Origin of the sequence: Chitinimonas arctica (assembly GCF_007431345.1) — a bacterium.
In the GTDB taxonomy this organism is placed as follows: Bacteria; Pseudomonadota; Gammaproteobacteria; order Burkholderiales; family Chitinimonadaceae; genus Chitinimonas; species Chitinimonas arctica.
Genome location: NZ_CP041730.1, coordinates 4,947,779 through 4,964,471 on the forward strand (window position 1 = coordinate 4,947,779; position 16,693 = coordinate 4,964,471).

General features: G+C 62.9%; 14 protein-coding genes. 11 read left to right on the forward strand and 3 right to left on the reverse strand.

What is annotated here, in order from left to right; translation table 11 throughout:
* Positions 1-26: 26 nt before the first annotated feature.
* Together FNU76_RS22490 and FNU76_RS22495 are read left to right on the forward strand one after the other, a co-directional pair.
* On the forward strand, positions 27-5,210 hold the full coding sequence (locus tag FNU76_RS22490; RefSeq protein ID WP_144280279.1) for an RHS repeat-associated core domain-containing protein: 5,184 nt from the start codon (positions 27-29) through the stop codon (positions 5,208-5,210).
* Positions 5,211-5,219: 9 nt separating this feature from the next.
* Complete coding sequence (locus tag FNU76_RS22495) at positions 5,220-5,675, forward strand: hypothetical protein (RefSeq protein WP_144280280.1); 456 nt, start codon at positions 5,220-5,222, stop codon at positions 5,673-5,675.
* Positions 5,676-6,105: 430 nt separating this feature from the next.
* Here FNU76_RS22495 and FNU76_RS22500 read toward each other — a convergent pair whose 3' ends face one another.
* From FNU76_RS22500 to FNU76_RS22510, 3 genes are all read right to left on the reverse strand, one after another.
* Positions 6,106-6,834: a DUF5677 domain-containing protein gene (locus FNU76_RS22500; RefSeq protein ID WP_144280281.1), complete on the reverse strand. Its 729-nt coding sequence runs from the start codon at positions 6,832-6,834 to the stop codon at positions 6,106-6,108.
* Positions 6,835-6,874: 40 nt separating this feature from the next.
* Positions 6,875-7,243, reverse strand: coding sequence for a VOC family protein (locus FNU76_RS22505; RefSeq protein WP_144280282.1), 369 nt, complete (start codon positions 7,241-7,243; stop codon positions 6,875-6,877).
* Positions 7,244-7,350: 107 nt separating this feature from the next.
* Positions 7,351-7,746: a GFA family protein gene (locus tag FNU76_RS22510; RefSeq protein WP_144280283.1), complete on the reverse strand. Its 396-nt coding sequence runs from the start codon at positions 7,744-7,746 to the stop codon at positions 7,351-7,353.
* A 200-nt stretch (positions 7,747-7,946) separates the two neighbouring features.
* Between FNU76_RS22510 and FNU76_RS22515 the strand changes: the two genes are divergently transcribed.
* The 9 genes from FNU76_RS22515 (at position 7,947) to FNU76_RS22555 (ending at position 16,684) form a co-directional block, all read left to right on the forward strand.
* Positions 7,947-8,357 carry a hypothetical protein gene (locus FNU76_RS22515; RefSeq protein WP_144280284.1) on the forward strand — a complete coding sequence of 137 codons (411 nt, stop codon included), beginning with the start codon at positions 7,947-7,949 and terminating at the stop codon, positions 8,355-8,357.
* A 107-nt stretch (positions 8,358-8,464) separates the two neighbouring features.
* Entirely contained in the window at positions 8,465-9,424 is a 960-nt protein-coding gene (locus FNU76_RS22520; protein ID WP_144280285.1) for a site-specific integrase, read from the forward strand.
* An 86-nt stretch (positions 9,425-9,510) separates the two neighbouring features.
* On the forward strand, positions 9,511-10,221 hold the full coding sequence (gene pseF, locus FNU76_RS22525) for a pseudaminic acid cytidylyltransferase (RefSeq protein WP_144280286.1): 711 nt from the start codon (positions 9,511-9,513) through the stop codon (positions 10,219-10,221).
* Positions 10,218-11,708 carry a UDP-2,4-diacetamido-2,4,6-trideoxy-beta-L-altropyranose hydrolase gene (gene pseG, locus FNU76_RS22530; RefSeq protein WP_144280287.1) on the forward strand — a complete coding sequence of 497 codons (1,491 nt, stop codon included), beginning with the start codon at positions 10,218-10,220 and terminating at the stop codon, positions 11,706-11,708. Before pseF ends, pseG begins: the two co-directional genes overlap by 4 nt.
* A 22-nt stretch (positions 11,709-11,730) precedes the next feature.
* On the forward strand, positions 11,731-12,783 hold the full coding sequence (pseI, locus tag FNU76_RS22535; protein ID WP_144280288.1) for a pseudaminic acid synthase: 1,053 nt from the start codon (positions 11,731-11,733) through the stop codon (positions 12,781-12,783).
* Complete coding sequence (locus tag FNU76_RS22540) at positions 12,780-13,775, forward strand: Gfo/Idh/MocA family protein (protein WP_144280289.1); 996 nt, start codon at positions 12,780-12,782, stop codon at positions 13,773-13,775. The genes pseI and FNU76_RS22540 overlap by 4 nt, the downstream gene beginning before the upstream one ends.
* Complete coding sequence (locus tag FNU76_RS22545) at positions 13,772-14,815, forward strand: glycosyltransferase family protein (protein WP_144280290.1); 1,044 nt, start codon at positions 13,772-13,774, stop codon at positions 14,813-14,815. Before FNU76_RS22540 ends, FNU76_RS22545 begins: the two co-directional genes overlap by 4 nt.
* A 37-nt stretch (positions 14,816-14,852) precedes the next feature.
* The gene (locus FNU76_RS22550) at positions 14,853-16,130 is read left to right on the forward strand and encodes a DegT/DnrJ/EryC1/StrS family aminotransferase (RefSeq protein WP_223879146.1); all 1,278 of its coding nucleotides are present in this window, start codon (positions 14,853-14,855) and stop codon (positions 16,128-16,130) included.
* Positions 16,127-16,684 carry a GNAT family N-acetyltransferase gene (locus FNU76_RS22555; RefSeq protein ID WP_179958249.1) on the forward strand — a complete coding sequence of 186 codons (558 nt, stop codon included), beginning with the start codon at positions 16,127-16,129 and terminating at the stop codon, positions 16,682-16,684. The genes FNU76_RS22550 and FNU76_RS22555 overlap by 4 nt, the downstream gene beginning before the upstream one ends.
* Positions 16,685-16,693: the final 9 nt, after the last annotated feature.

Consider the following 16,693-nt stretch of genomic DNA (forward strand, 5'->3'; position numbering starts at 1 on the left):
ATAAGTCGTGAACAAGGTAGTCAAGCATGGGTAATGAATACATCGCCGAGAAACGCGTTGAGCACTCGGCTGTCGCCTGCGAACCGGACATGATCGCGCCGGACCCCAGCAAGCCTATGGTCTTGCTGCCGTTCGTGACCTATGCCACCTTCGATACGGCGGTAGACACCGCCAGTCATGGCAACGGCAACCAATACCCGCTCTATATCAGTACCTCGCACGTGCCTCACTGCCTGGGCGGCCCGCCGGGCGGCCTGGGCAAGACATCCAAGACCTGGAACGGCAAGTTCAAGACGACCGAGAACAGCAGCACCGTAAAGGTGGGGCCGGGTTGGCAGATCCATCACCAGCATGGCGGCACCATCAACAACGGCAATGCCAAGGCCAAGGTCTTTACCGCCGTCGACGCCGGCAGCCCCGCGCAAAAATGCCTGGCCATGCTGCGGGTGCAGTTCGAGCGGCTGAAGCAGGGCTCCAAGAATCAGTTGAGCGAACGGCCGGGCGGCTTCGTCAAGGATATCGGCAAGGGCGCGCTGGATACCGTCAAGGGCTACGGCGAAATGGCGTCCGACGCCGGCAGTTCCGCAGCCAGCCTGTTCTCCCTGGAGGGACTCAAGGCAGCCGGCCGGGCCATCAAGCAGACGGCCGGTTCGGTGATGGATGCCATCTCCGGGACGGTACGTGAAGTTGCCGAGGTCGGCAGCGCCATCGTCAACGACGAGCTGTCCATCGACGACATCGTCGATGGCATGGAAGACCTGGCCGGCGAGCTGGGCGAAGAAGCGCTATGCGCGCTGGCCGCCCAGATGCAGGAGATTGCCGACAAGCCCGAAGCCATGGGCGAGGCATTGGGCGGCCTGATGACCGAGGTAGCCATACAGGTGGCCGCCGCCCTGGTATCGGGCGGCGCCGCCAATGCCGCCGCAGCGGGGGCGAAAGCCGCCAAGGCAGCCAAGGCGGGTGGCAAGGCCATGGACCTGGGAGCCGGCCTGGCCAAGAAACTCAAGGGCATGGGCCTGAAGGAAGGCGATTCCTTCAAGGACGTGATCCAGAAACTGAAGGACCGCCGCCGGAAAGGCCAGGACAAGACCCCCGACAAGGCGCCGGCCGCCCCCAAGCCCGAGGCCGCCGCCCCCAATCCGCCTGCCAACAGGGACTCCCACAACAAGGGCAGTGCCGATGGCGAAGGGGAGGTCTGCCCGCTGTGCCCCACCACCGCCCACCCGGTCAATCCGGTGCTGGGTTGCAAGGTGCTGGCGGGCGAGGGCGAGCTGGACTTTAGCCTGCCCGGTCCCTTGCCCTTGGTATGGCAACGCAACTACGCCAGCAACAGCCGCGAAACCGGCTGGTTTGGCCAGGGCTGGGCCGTGATGTTCGGCATGCTGCTGGAAGAAAGCGACAACGGCGAAGTCATGGAGCTGGTCGATACGACCGGCCGCCGTATCCGCTTCCCTCGTGTCGCGCCAGGGCGCAGCTTCTTCTCCCGCTACGAACAGATCACCCTGGCATGCAGTGCCGCCGGCGAGTACAGCCTGGTATCGGGCGACGGCGCGCGCCTTTTCTTCGGTCAACCGCATCCGCAACGGCCCGATCAGTGGCTATGCAGCGGCCTGGCCGATGCCAACGACAACCGCATCCGGCTGGAATACCAGCCCATCGCGGCCCGTCCCCAGGACGCCAAACCCGCCCTGCAAGCCCAACCCTGCTACCTGATGGACAGCACCGGCGAGGCACTGCAACTGGATTACAGCCCGGTAGGCCGCTTGCTGCGCGTCAGCCTGCTGTGCGGGCTTAGCCCTAACCAGGGGGCCAGCGGCAGCGCCATTGCCGCCGAAATCCTCAACCGCAAGATCGCCGATAGCGTGCTGGCGCGGCTGGAGATTGCCCGGCGCGACCAGACCGCCTTGCAGGCGCAAGTGCTGGTGGAATACCGCTACAACGCGGAAGGCGACTTGGTCAGTGTGCTGCGCGATGGCGGCGAAGCCCGCCGCTACCAATGGCGCGACCACATCATGGTCGGCCACACCGTGCCCGGCGCACTGCAGGCACATTACGAATACGACCGCTACGACGCGGGCGGCAAGGTCATACGCCACTGGAGCAATGTAGGCCAGCAGTGGAACTTTGAGTACAGCAGCGGCCACACCAAGGTAGTCGAAGCCAAGGGTACCGCCGTCGAGCGCGCCACCCTCTACCACTTTGACGAAAAACGCCGCTGGACCGGCCTGACCGACGCACTGGGCGGCCGCACCATTTTCGAACTCAACCAATACGGCCACCGCGTGGCCACCATCGACCCGGATGGCACTGCTACCCGCTATAGCCTGGACGGCAAAGGCCGCCCCCTGGCAGTGACCGACGCGCTGGGCCATAGCACCCAGGTGCTCTGGCATAGCGAACTGGAACTGCCCACCCAGCTGATCGACGCACTGGGCCAGGCCACCAGCCTGGAATACGACGCACGCGGCAACCTGATCGGCCAGATCGATCCGGCCGGCAACGCTACCCGCTTCGAGCTGGACGCACGCGGCCTGCCTGTACGCATCATCGATGCCAAGGGCGGCAACAAGCGGCTGGAGTGGGATGCCCGCGCCCAGTTGATCGCCTATACCGACTGCTCGCAGCAGACCACCCGCTTCTGCTATAACGAGCGCGGCTGGCTAAGCAGCCAGACCGACGCCCTGGGCGCCACCACCAGCTACCATTACGATCCTGCCGGCCGGGTGCAATCCATCGACTATCCCGATGGCGGCAGCGAGCGCTTCGAATACGACCCGGCCGGCCGCCTGGTCGCCCATATCGACGCCCTGGGCAACCGTACCCGCTATGAGCTGGATGCCGACAACCAGCCGACCGCCCGCATCGACGCGCTGGGCGGTCGGCTCGAATACCGCTATGACCCCCACCGCCGCCTGATTGGCCTGATCAACCAGAACGGCACACCCTGGCAATTCCAGTACGACGCGCTGGATAGATTGGTGGCCGAAACCAACTTCGAAGGCAAGTTCAGCGCCTACGCTTATAGCGCCGCCGGCCAATTGATGGCCCAGCGCGAACTGCCGGCCAGCCATCCGGACAGCATCCTCACCCGTTTTGAACGCGATGCCCTGGGCCAGTTGCTGGCCCGCCATACCCAGGCCAGCGGCCAGGCATTGCAACGAACCCGTTACCAGTACGACCCCGCCGGCCAGCTGTCCCGCACCAGCAATGCCGATGCCGCCATCGAGTTCGGCTACGACCCGCTCGGCAACCTGCTGCAAGAAATCCATACCACCCACTGGCGCGACGAGCAGGGCAAGCGGCAACCACGGGTGCAGCAACTGAGCCACCAGTACGACCCCCTGGGCAACCGGATCGCCTCGACCCTGCCCGATGGCCGCACCCTCAACTGGCTGATGTACGGCAGCGGCCACCTGCACCAGATCAACCTCGACGGCGAACTGATCGCCGATATCGAGCGCGACGCAATGCACCGCGAAGTGGCCCGCAGCCAAGGTAGCCTGCACAGCCAGTTCCAGCTCGACGCCATGGGTCGGCTGGTGGACCACCGCGTCAGCGCCCGCAGCCTGGGCCAGCAGCCCCAGGTAGGCGTAGGCGTCCAGCACGGCAGCCGCATCGCCCGCCACTGGCGCTATGACCGCGCCGGCCAGGTGCTGGAGATCAACGACGCCCGTAAAGGCCGTACCGAATACCACTACGATGCACTTTCCCGCATCCGCTCGACCATCGGCCCCAAGCTGGCCGAACAGTTCGAGTTCGACCCCGCCCACAATCTGTTGCCGGCCAACGGCCACAGCCCGCTCAAGGACAACCGGGTCACCGTCTTCGAAGACAAACGCTACCGCTACGACAGCCACGGCCGCCTGGTGGAAAAGCGCAGCGGCAGCAGCCAGAACAGCACCGTATTGCAGCTGGAATGGAATGCCGAACACCAACTGGTAAAAGCCACTACCACCCGCAGCAAGGGTGCAGGCCAAGCCAACCGGGTAAGCGAAACCTACTACGGCTACGACGCCCTCGGCCGCCGCATGAGCCGGCAAAGCCGCGAATGGATCGCCCCGGCCGGCCAGACCGATACCCCCGCCCACACCACCCCTGGCAACAGTGCCTGGTTCCTGTGGGACGGCAATCGGTTGCTGCAGGAAATCCTGGTCAGCCCCAACGCCGCCGACCCGGCCCAGCGCAGCCAGACCCATACCACGGTCTACGAGCCGGACAGCTTTATCCCGCTGGCCCGGTTAAGCTGGACCACCTCCGCCAAGGACACCGCCCTTGCGCCACCCCAGCCTGCTGACTGGATGGCGCAACGGATGGCCTTCTTCGACCAAGCCCAGGCCACTTACAGTGCCCAGCACGGCTTGGTGCCGGATGATGACGACTTCCTCCTGCAGGTAGCCCAGGCTAACGCCGGCCAGCCCGCCGAGCCAAACAATCCGGTGGCCATTACCTGGTACCAGTGCGACCATCTGGGCACCCCACAGGAACTGACCTCGGCCAACGGCGACATTGTCTGGCAGGCTAGCTATAAGACTTGGGGCAATACGGCCACGGTGGAATGGGTAGCCGCTGACGGCGCCGTGCAGGCTCAGCAGTCGCACGCAGCGGCGGTCGAGCATGCCCAGGTGCAGCCTTTGCGCTTCCAAGGGCAGTACTTCGACGCGGAGACGGGACTGCATTACAATCGGTTCAGGTACTACGATCCAGATGTGGGGCGGTTTGTATCGAATGATCCGATTGGGTTGGCGGGTGGGGATAATGTTTACCAGTATGCACCGAACCCGATATCTTGGATTGATCCATTGGGGCTGGCAAAGTGCCCATGCGATTGCCTGAAAAAAGGTAACCAACAAGGAACTGGCCCATACCGGGGAGGGTCGTATGGTGGTACTACTGCTCCCGGCATCGAATCACATCATGCACCCGCTAATAGCGTTAGCCCACTTGCCAAGAGTCAAGGGCCTGCTATACAAATGGCTCCTGCAGATCACGCAAAGACCATGAGTCACGGGCATCAGGGTAATGCAGGGAAGGCCTATCGTTCAGGCATTCAGGCGATGCTCGATGCTGGAGACTGGCGTGGCGCAATGGCGACTGAGCTTAAAGACATTCGGCGTGTTGCTGCTCAAACGGGCAATCCTAGAAAGTATAATGAGGCAATGCAGGAAATGTTGGCTTACGCAAAGTGCAAGGGTCTTCTAGATAAGAAATAAGGGGCTTTAATGAAAAAATCAGACTTTGATCAGTGGCGCAGCGATCTTATGAAACTTGATCGTTATGAGGATGCCGAGGATGGCAAGGCTTTTGTTGCATTAGCTGGGCAGGCGCGCGGGAATTTCGATGAGGATGTGATTGGCGTGCTGCTGGATACCTTTTGCAATGAGGACGATTACGGAATTCAGGAGGCTGTTCTTGGTATTCTGGATGATGCGGAGCCAGAAATGTATTCTAAAATTCTCGCGAGGAAATTCACATCATTGCTGCTTAATGCAAGCGAGCAAGAGTGGCCATTGTTAATAATTGGCAGGACCATGAATTCAGGCGATGCTAGAAGAATAAGCGCCGTTGTACGTGCGGCGGCTGATGATAAGCTTCATCTCTCAGGCGGGGCAATGGACAATTTTATTCGTAGCTCATTCTTTACAAGTGAATATCCAGAGATAGCACCATATTTGTAAACCTCAGGAGCAAAGTAGGGTAGCGGTGGGTCTTCGAATACAGCAGCGGCCACACCAAAGTGATCGAGGCGAAGGGCACCGCCCTGTGTGCGCCACTCTTTATCACTTTGACGAGAAACGTCGCTGGACCGGCCAGACCGACGCCCTGGGCACCACGACCAGCTAACACTACGACCTTGCCGGCCGTGGCGGTGTGGGCACACGTCAACTAATCCAGACGATATGCACTTAGGACATATAGTATTACGGTAATGTCTATAAGAATTTCCAAGACCCCAGTGATGAAATTCTTCTGGATTGGTGGTTGTAACTGAACGGCAGCAATGATTGGGAGGTTGCCCGTTGGCCAGCCCGTTCGCCCTACCGCCCAACGGAGACAGCTGCGTTGCTGCGTTGGACGTGGGCAATGATCCTGATGCAGTCCATGCGGTCACGAATCGTATGCGGTTTGCTGAAACTCACTGTCGGTTGCATCGACATAATCAGCGAAAGCGGCCACTTGCGCGGGGTCGCTATCGGTAAAGGATGGCAGTTGTCGAATAGTCAGCGACAACAATCGGAGCGCGATGCTCAGCAACATGTTGTACGTGGCAGGGTCTGGCGGAAGGCGATAGCTCCACGAGTCACTAGATCGATGATGTCGGGCGGTGAGCGAGGACAGATTGGGGTGGGTCATCCCACAAAGCAGCGCGTAAAACAGCTTCAATTCACCCTGTTTCGTGTTTCCGATCTTCAGGCTCCGCTGCTGCTCCTTCTGCCGATCTCTGGTTTGAATCTCAGCGAGAATCGCGTCCAGTTCCTGCCTCATTGGTTCATCAGGCGGCTCGCCGGCTACTGCGTTCTGGTACAGCGTAAGGATCTTGTCATCTGAGGACACATTTTCCTTCTCCAACTGAAGGCAATAATCTGGCGTGTTCAGCACATTGATGAGGTCGGTCAGGTGCTCCAGCATAGAGCGGATCTGACAGGCGCAATGCATGCCGTCCCCATGGTCGAGCAAGCACAAAGTGACGTGAAATTGCTCGAATATGGACAAAGTATAGAGGCGGGCAAAGTAGCCTTCCTTCGTCGTAGGGCTAGCTGCGGCGCATAGCCACGTTTCGCCCGATGCAATGGCTTTCGAAGCCAACTGCCGAAGTAATGATTGATTCGCAGACACAGGCAACCCTCCTGTACTGACCCCAGCGTCGGGCGGGTCTTTAGACCTCTGGCTTATGGCAAACCACTTCAATATTGTGCCCGTCCGGATCTATGACGAAAGCGCCATAGTAATTCGCGTGGTAATGCGGGCGCAGGCCAGGCGCACCATTGTCTTTACCGCCCGCCGCCAGTGCCGCGCGATGGAAAGATTCGACTTGCTGGCGATTCTCGGCCACGAACGCCAAATGAAGATGCGCCGGCTTTTCATGGGTTTGAAACAAGCACAATGAAGCCTTGCCGTCCGAGCTAAGCTCGATTCCGTGCGGCCCTTCCTGGACAATAGCCAGGCCGAGCGGTTCGAGTGCCTTTAGAAAGAATACTTTGCTCGCTGCATAGTCGCTGACACCGAAAACGACGTGGTCAAACATGGGTTCTCCTGAGGTGTGTTGGAAGGCACGAGGCTTAACCGTGATTCAAACGAGTCTTGGGTCTTGGCTTTTCAGGTGGCTAGCTTGCGCCAGCAATCGCCGACCACTCAGGCGAAGTGCTCCGCGTCAGCGGGCGGGACGACCCAGCTATGCATTCGCTCCTCGTAGACGGAGACCCTTGGCGCCGGGAAGTTCGGATCGGCGAACCCCCCGACGGGGATGGCTAGGTATTCCTCCAGCCCCTCAAGCTCGTAGTAAACCGTCGAGCCGCACTGGGGGCAGAAGTGGAACCTGACGCGGGATCCTTCGTCACCGACGCGCACGTACTCGGTTGATGTGCCCGAAAGCGTTACGTTCTGGCGAGGGAACCTGGCTTGCTGGCCGAAGACGCTGCCTGTCCTGCGCTGGCAGGCCAGGCAGGGGCAGATGGAGATGCGTACCGGTTCGCCGACGACCTGGGCCGTGAGCTGACCGCAACTGCAGGATGCGAGGCGCTGAGACATGGGGTTGAGGGCTCGTAGAAGTCAATGGCAGGATAATAGCAGGGTGGCGTGCTTGTTCATCAACCCGCGGCTCATGGTCGGCTCTCCTTTTCTTTCATGCATGTGTCCCGCAAGTAAAAATACCCCTATACGTTTGTATAATATCAACCCGGTGCATTGGGAGTTAAAATTAAAAAATATAAATCCACTGGATTCCAGCCATGCTTGCCCGCCGTATACCTCTCACAATTATCGTAAACGGACATGCCACGTGGAACGATACTTATACCTACAGCCATGGCCAGCAGACTTCGTGGTCCTGGTATGCTAGAAATGATGCATGGCCGCATTTGACGGTTTCTACAAATGTTTGGGAGGCCGATGCAAATGGGAATTGGGTGGGCTTCCATCTTAGCGTTCCGAGCACGATTCGCCGGGGGATGAATATGCGTTTCACCTATAGCATCTCGGCCGCCAATGTAGTTGCATTCAGCAATTTTTCGACGACGGGCCTCCCGGCTCAAGTCGCTCAAGAAATCCGTAATTATACGGCGGACAATGCCCAAATGGCCGCTCTGTTATCGTTGGCGCAAATACTTGTGGCTTATGCAATAGCCAATCCAATGGCATAGGTTTTCTTACTGGATTATTCCGGGCACGTGGACAATCGGCCACGACCTGGCCAAGCCGTTCGAGGTAGTATTGGCCTGGCCGCATAGACCCACACTACCCAAGCCCCTTGAGCACCCTGGACCGCTACCTAGAAGCCGCGACCCGCGCCAACACCCGGCGCAGTTATGCCGGCGCCGTCCGCCATTTCGAAGTCGAATGGGGCGGTTTTCTGCCGGCCACCGCCGACGCCGTTGCGCGCTACCTGGCCGACCATGCGGAAAAGCTGGCCATCAATACCCTCAAACAGCGTCTGGCCGCCTTGGCGCTCTGGCATCGCGAGCAGGGCTTTCCCGATCCCACCAAGGCGCCGGTGGTGCGCAAGGTGCTCAAGGGGATACAGGCGCTGCATCCGGCGCGGGAGAAGCAGGCGGTTCCGCTGCAGATCGACCAGTTGGCACAGGTGGGTGCGTGGTTGGACCAGTCCATCGCAACTAGCCGGCAACAAAATAACCGGGCGGCGGAGCTGCGCCATTGCCGCGACAAAGCTTTGTTGCTGATCGGCTTTTGGCGTGGTTTTCGCGGCGATGAATTGATGCGCTTGCAGGTGGAGTTCATCGAGCTGGTACCGGGGCAGGGCATGTCATGTTTTTTGCCCAGAAGCAAGAGCGACCGTGCGCTGCGGGGCCGGACGGTGCGGGTGCCGGCCTTGGCGCGGCTCTGCCCGGTCGAAGCCTACCGGGACTGGATCGCCGTGGCGGGCTTGACCGCGGGTCCGGTGCTGCGAGGGGTGGACCGCTGGGGGCGTATCCGTTCCGGCGGTTTGCATGCCAGCAGCCTGATCCCCATCTTGCGCCGCCTGTTCGCCGCCGCCGGCCTGGCCGCGCCGGAAGGGTTCAGTAGCCACTCGCTGCGCCGTGGCTTTGCCGGCTGGGCCAATGCCAACGGCTGGGATGTGAAGACCTTGATGGAGTACGTCGGCTGGCGCGATGTAAAGTCGGCCATGCGCTATATCGATGCGGCCGATCCGTTTGCGGGCATGCTGGCCGAAGCGGGAGCGGGTACGCCGCTGCGTTTGCCCGGAGATTGAACCGGCGCCCGGCGCGCCACGTAAGGAACTACCCTTCCACGCCGCCAGGGGCTAGGCTTTAGCTATCGATCTCCTGTGCGAGCGTCATGACCACTATCGCCATCATCCCTGCCCGAGGCGGCAGCAAGCGGATTCCGCGCAAGAACGTCAAGCCCTTCCACGGTAAGCCCATGATCGCCTATTCGATCGCCGCCGCGCGGGCCTGCGGCTTATTCGACCGGGTGGTGGTCAGCAGCGACGACGCCGAGATCATGGATCTGGCACGCGAATTGGGCGCGGAAGTACCGTTCGTTCGGCCTGCCGATTTGGCGGATGACCACGCCACCACCATTGCCGTGATCCAGCACGCCATCCAGGCCCTGCAGGCGGACGGGGCCACGCCGGCGCATGTCTGTTGCATCTACGCAACCGCACCCTTTGTGCAGGCGGACTATCTACGACAGGGCTACCGTGCTTTGTTGGATCGCCCGGACAAGGCCTACGCCTTCTCCGTTACCTCCTTTCCTTTCCCGGTACAGCGTGCGATTCGGCTGGATGGCGACGGCTGCGTCGATGCGCTTTATCCGCAGTACCGCAACACCCGTTCGCAAGATCTGGAGGAGGCCTTCCATGATGCTGGCCAATTCTATTGGGGAAGGGCGGATGCCTGGCTAGCCGGCGAGGTGATCTTTTCGCCCGCCTCGTTGCCGGTGGTCTTGCCCCGCTATCTGGTCCAGGACATCGATACGCCCGAGGATTGGCGTCGGGCCGAGTATTTGTATGGCGCGCTGTTGGCCGGCGGCGAGATCGCGGCATGAAGGTGCTGATCCGCGCCGATGCCTCGGTCGCCATCGGTTCCGGCCATGTCGCGCGTTGCCTGACCTTGGCCAAGGTATTGCGGCTTGCCGGCGCGCAGCCCGTCTTTGCCTGCCGCGCCTTGCCCGGTCATGCCTTGGCGGTCATTGCGGGGCAGGGCTTCGAAACGGTTGCCTTGCCGGCGGGCTACAAGGACGAAATGACCGGCGATATCGAAGCAGCCTTGCCTTGGCGAGCCGATCTGGATGCGCTGCAAGCCGCGCTGCCGGGCCAGCGCTTCGACTGGCTGCTGGTCGATCATTACGGGCTGGGAGCGGCCTGGCAAACAGGCGCGCGCAGCTTGGCCGACCGGATTGCGGTGGTCGACGACCTGGCCAACCGTCCGCACGATGCCGATCTATTGCTCAATCAGAACCTGAATGCGGAGGCCTCGGCCTATGCCGGGCAGTTGCCGTCCACTTGCAGGCTGCTGCTTGGACCGCGCCATGCCTTGCTGCGGCCGGAGTTCAACGTGGGGCCGGTGGAGATCGCACCACGGGCGAAGCGGCTGCTGGTAAGTTTTGGCGGGGCGGATGCGCAGGGCGAAACCTTCAAGGTCATGACGGCATTGGCGGACCTGGACGAGCTGGAGGTCGATTTCGTCGCCGGTGCCGCCAATCCTGCCTGGCCGGCGCTGACGCAGGCGCTGGTGGGCCGTGAGCATTGGCGCCTGCACCGGCACGTGGACGACTTTGCCGGGCTGATGGCGCGGGCCGATCTGTTTATCGGCGCCGGCGGCGGGACCAGTTGGGAGCGGGCCGCCCTGGGCTTGCCCAGCATCTGTATTGCCATTGCCGCCAACCAGGTGGGCAATGCCGAACGGCTGGCCTTGGCCGGCGCGCATCTCTACCTGGGCCAGGCAGACGCGGTGACCGCCGAGATGCTGCGCGCCGCGGTCTCGCTGCTGGCCGGCAATGTCGGCCTGCGCCACAGCCTGGCCGCGCGTTCGCGTGCCTTGGTCGATGGCAAGGGTGCTGCGCGGGTGGCGGCTGCACTGCTGACGGGAGCACTGCGTTTACGGCCGGCCACCTCGGCCGATGCGCAACTGTTGTTCGACGGCCGCAATGCCGCCGAGGTGCGGCGCTGGTCCTTGAACGATGCCGCCATCGACTGGGACGGACATCTGGCGTGGCTACAACGCAGCCTGGCCAATGCCGAGCGCGCCTTGCTGGTGGCTGAGGCTCCGGATGGCCCGGTGGGTGTGCTACGTTATGATCGTATTGAGCCGCAGCGGGCCGAGGTGTCCATCTATCTGCTGGCCGGGCGGGAAGGGCGCGGCTGGGGACAGGCGCTGCTGGCGGCCGGCGACCGTTGGATCGCCGAGTACTGGCCAGGCTTGCAGGCCATCGCTGCCGTAGTCAAACCGGCGAATGTCGCTTCCCTGAAATTGTTCCAAGCGTTGGGCTACCGGCAGCAAGACTGCCATTTTGAACGAACGCCGCCGTTTTGAACGGTCGTGCAGGAGATCGCCCATGAGTGCCTTCAAGATCGGCCATCGCGCCATCGGACTGGATGCGCCGCCCTTTGTCATCGCGGAGATGAGCGGCAACCACAACCAATCATTGGAGCGGGCCTTGGCCATCGTCGAGGCGGCGGCCAAGGCGGGCGCCCACGCGCTCAAATTGCAGACCTATACGCCCGACACCATGACGCTGAACCTGGACGAGGGCGAGTTCCATATCGGCGATCCGAACAGTCTCTGGGCCGGCAGCTCGCTGTATAAGCTGTACGGCGAGGCCTATACCCCGTGGGAATGGCACCAGCCCCTGTTCGAACGGGCAAACGCGCTGGGCATGCTGGCGTTCTCCACGCCCTTCGACGAGTCGGCGGTGGATTTCCTGGAAAGCCTGCAGGTGCCGGCCTACAAGATCGCCAGCTTCGAGAACACCGATATTCCCTTGATACGCAAGGTGGCCGCGACCGGTAAACCCATGATCATTTCCACCGGCATGGCCAATGTCGCCGAGCTGGACGAAAGCGTGCGGGCGGCCCGCGAGGCGGGTTGCGCGCAGCTGATCCTGCTCAAGTGCACCAGTACCTATCCCGCTACGCCGGCCAATACCCATCTACGTACCATTCCACACCTGCGCGACCTGTTTGGCTGCGAGGTCGGCCTGAGCGACCACACCATGGGGGTGGGCGCATCGGTTGCCGCGGTGGCATTGGGCGCGACCGTGCTGGAGAAGCATTTCACCCTGCGGCGCGCCGATGGTGGCGTCGATGCCAGTTTTTCGCTGGAGCCGGACGAAATGGCCGCCCTGGTGGTGGAAACCGAGCGGGCCTGGCAGGCCTTGGGCCAGGTGCAATACGGCGCCACCAGCGCCGAACAGAAGTCACTGGTATTTCGCCGCTCGCTCTATGTGGTGGCGGACGTGGCGGCTGGCGAGACGCTTAGCCATGCCAATGTCCGCGCCATCCGCCCCGGCTTGGGTCTGCCGCCCAAGCACCTCGAACTGGTCATCGGGCGCCGCGCCGGCCAAGCCATCAAGCGCGGCACGCCCCTGGCCTGGTCCCTGCTGGCATGATGCGGGCCGGCCTGATCGGCTGCGGCCGCATCGGTTGCGAATTCGACAGCGATGCCGAACGGATCGGCATCTATACCCACGCCGCAGCCTGGCGCGCTGCCGAAGGCGTGGAGTTGTACGCCATCGCCGATCCCGATCCGGCCAAATTGGCCAACTGCGGCGAACGCTATGCCATCCCGCTCGAACGGCGCTATACCGATCCCGCCGCCATGCTGGCCACGGAGATGCTGCAACTGGTCAGCATCGCAGCGCCGGACCGGTTCCACGCAGGTCTGGCCGAACAAGCCTTGTCCACACCCGGTATGCGCGGTGTGTTGCTGGAAAAACCGCTGGCCTTGAGCGTGGAGGAGGGCGCCCGCCTGGTGGAACAGGCCGCCGCTCGCCGGATCGCCCTGGCGGTGAACTATTCCCGCCGCTACTGCCCCGCCCACGAACGGGTCAGGGCCGCGCTGAGCAGTGGGAGCCTGGGACGCATCCAGCAGGTCGGCGGCTTCTATGGCAAGGGAATACGCCATAACGGCAGCCATTGGCTGGATCTGCTGCGCCATCTGCTGGGCCCGCTCGCCGCGCTGCAGGCCTGGTCCGGCGCAGCGGCCGATTTCGAGGGCGATCCCAGCCCGGATTTACGTATCCGGACGGCCCAGGGCGTTCAAGCCAGCCTGCTGGCCTGCGATCATCAAGCCTTCAGCCTGTTCGAAATGGATATCGTGGCCGAACGCGGCCGCATACGCATCCTGGAAAGCGGCCATCGCATCGAATGGTATGAAGTGGCCGACAGCCCCTATTACAGCGGCTACCGCTTGCCCGTGCTGCGCGAACAGGATGGCAGCGGCATGCGCGATCTGCTGCTGGCGGCGGTAGCGGACTTGCGCGATGCCGTGCACACCGGCCGCCAGCCGCGCTGCAATGGCCAGGATGGCCTGGCTGCCTTGCAGGCAGCCGAGGCGGCGGTCCGTTCCCTGGCGAGTGGCCGACAGGAGCCGCTCCCGTGACGCTGCTCAGACCGCCCCTTCTCGCGGTGGTAGCCGGCGATCCGGGCGGCGGCAATGCCATGGTGCCGGTCATCGAAGCCCTGCAGGCCGCCGGTTGGCCGCATCGCCTATACGCCTATGCCGAATCGGCCCGGCTCTGGCGCGAGCGGGGCTGGCCGGTGGCGGATGCCGCGCAGGTCGCCTTGGGCGATAGCCGCGCCGTGTTGTGCGCCAGTTCGGTCAATGCCGGGATGCACGAGCTGGACTGGATATTGGCGGCCCAAGGCGCCGGCCTGCCTTGCCTGGCCTTGCTGGATTTCTGGAGCAACTACCGGGCGCGTTTTCTGCGTGCCGGCCAGCTCTGCTTGCCCGATCTGATCGCCGTGCCGGATGGTTTGGCGCATGACGAGATGGTGGCGGCCGGTTTCCCGGCGGAAAGCCTGCTGATTTGCGGGCAACCCGCGCTGGACAAGGTGGCACGGCACGGCGGCATGCTGACGCCCGCCCGGCGCAGTGCCTTGCGCACCGCCTGCGGCGTGGCCGATGGCCAGGCCTTGCTGCTATTCGTCTCGCAGCCGCTGCGTCTGCTGGCTACCCAGCTGAAAGAACCGCCTGCGATAGATGAGGCTGCCGCCCTGCGCGATGTCGAGGCGGCTTTGGCTAGCCTGGGGCGGCCGCTGGCACTGCGCGTCAAGCCGCATCCGCGCGAGGATCCCGCCGATTTTGCCGGAATCGGCGCGATCTGGCCCGATACCCGCCTGGCGCCGGAGGCGCTGGCTCATGATTTGCTTGTTGCATCCGATATGGTGGTAGGCATCCATTCGATGCTATTGCTGGAAGCGTGCTATCTGGGCTGCCGGGTACTCAGTTACCAACCCGGCCGACCGGCTAGCGATCCTTTACCCTCGAATCGTTCGGGCCTTAGCCGGCGCTGTGACGATCCAGCCGAGCTGGCAGCCATGCTGGCCGGAATGCTGGACGCCCCGCCGCCGGCGCCACCCGCGCTGGATGGAAAATCCGCCCAGCGCGTGCTGGCCGGATTGGCGGCCCTGCTGGCTTGAACGAGATGGTCTGGAGTGGTCTTGCCCGATGCGGAAATTGGCTCTTCTTGGCGGCAACCCGGTACGCAGCACCCCTTTGCCCACCTATAACACGCTGGGCGCGGAGGAGCGCGCCGCCGTCAACGCCGTGCTCGATAGCGCCGTGCTGTCGCAATTTCTTGGCGCCTGGACGCCGGACTTTTACGGCGGCCAGCGGGTGCAGGCGCTGGAAAGGGCCTGGGAGGCGCATTTCGGCATCGCCCATGCGGTATCGATGAACTCCGCCACCTCCTGCCTCTATGCCGCTGTCGGCGCGCTGGGGGTGGGGCCGGGCGACGAGGTGATCGTCTCGCCTTACACCATGTCGGCCTCGGCCGTGGCGGCGGTGGTCTATGGCGCCGTTCCGGTCTTCGCCGATATCGATCCGGCCACTTTCTGCCTGACGGCCGACACCATCGCGGCGCGTATCACGCCCCGCACCCGGGCCATTATCGTGGTCGACCTGTTCGGCCAGCCGGCCGACTTCGACGCCATCATGGCGCTGGCCCGCCGCCACGATATCAAGGTGATCGAAGACAATGCCCAAGGTCCAGGGGCACGTTATCGCGGCCGCCCCGCCGGCACCCTGGCCGATATCGGGGTGTTCAGCCTCAACTACCACAAGACCATCCACTGCGGCGAAGGCGGCATCGCCGTGTGTGCCGATGCCCGCCTGGCGGAGCGCATGCGCTTGATCCGCAACCATGCCGAGGCGGTGGTCAAGCCCAAGGGCGAGACCGAGCTGGTCAACCTGGTGGGATTCAACTACCGCATGACCGAGATCGAGGCGGCAATCGCGGCCGAGCAATTGAAAAAATTGCCGCTCCTGCTTGCCGCCCGGCAGGCCAATGCCGCCCGCCTGAGCGCCGGCCTGGCCGGACTGCCGGCCATCACCTTGCCGTTTGTGCAGGCGGAAGTGGAACACGGTTGGTATGTCTACGCCATCAAGTACGACGCCGCCAGCGGCGGCGTGCCACGTTCCGTCGTGGCCCGCGCCCTGCGGGCCGAGGGTATCCCGGTGGGCGAGGGCTATGTCGAGCCGCTTTATCTGCAGCCCATGTACCAGCAGCGTATCGCCTTTGGCAGCGGCGGCTTCCCGTTCAGCTATCCCGGCTACCAAGGCAAGCTCGACTATGCGCGCGGCCTATGTCCCACCACCGAGCGGATGCATTTCGACTCGCTGCTGTACGCGGATTATGTGCATGCGGGCTTGTCGGAGGCCGATGTGGACAGCATCGCCGAGGCCTGGACGAAGGTACTGGGCCAGTTGGCGCAGCTAAGCGGATTGCCGGCATGAGCCGCCCCAGCGCCTTTCTCCGTGGTGCGCAAATTACCCTGCGCGCCTTATGCGAGGCCGATGCCGACGGCCCCTACGCGGCTTGGCTGAACGAGGCCGATATTTGCGCCGGCAACAGCCATCACGTCTTTCCCTATGGTCCGGAGGCGGCCCGCGACTATATCCGGGCCGCCAGGCAGCGCCAGGATAGCTTGCAGTTGGCCATCGTAAGGACGGCGGATGAGGTGCATGTCGGCAATATCGCCCTCAACCAGATCCATCCCCGCCATCGCTCGGCCGAGTTCGCGATCCTGCTGGGTGACCGCTCCGCGTGGGGCAAGGGCATCGCTAGCGAAGCAGGCAGGCTATTGTTGGCGCATGGCTTTTCCGCATTGGGCCTGCACCGGGTCTATTGCGGCACCTTTGCCGACAATGCCGGCATGATCGCGCTGGCGGGCCGGCTGGGTATGAAGGAGGAGGGCAGGCGCAGCGAAGCCGCCTGGAAGGATGGCCGATTTGTCGATGTGGTGGAGTTCGGGGTGTTGCGCAGCGAATACCGGCCCATGCCGGTTTGATGGTGGTTT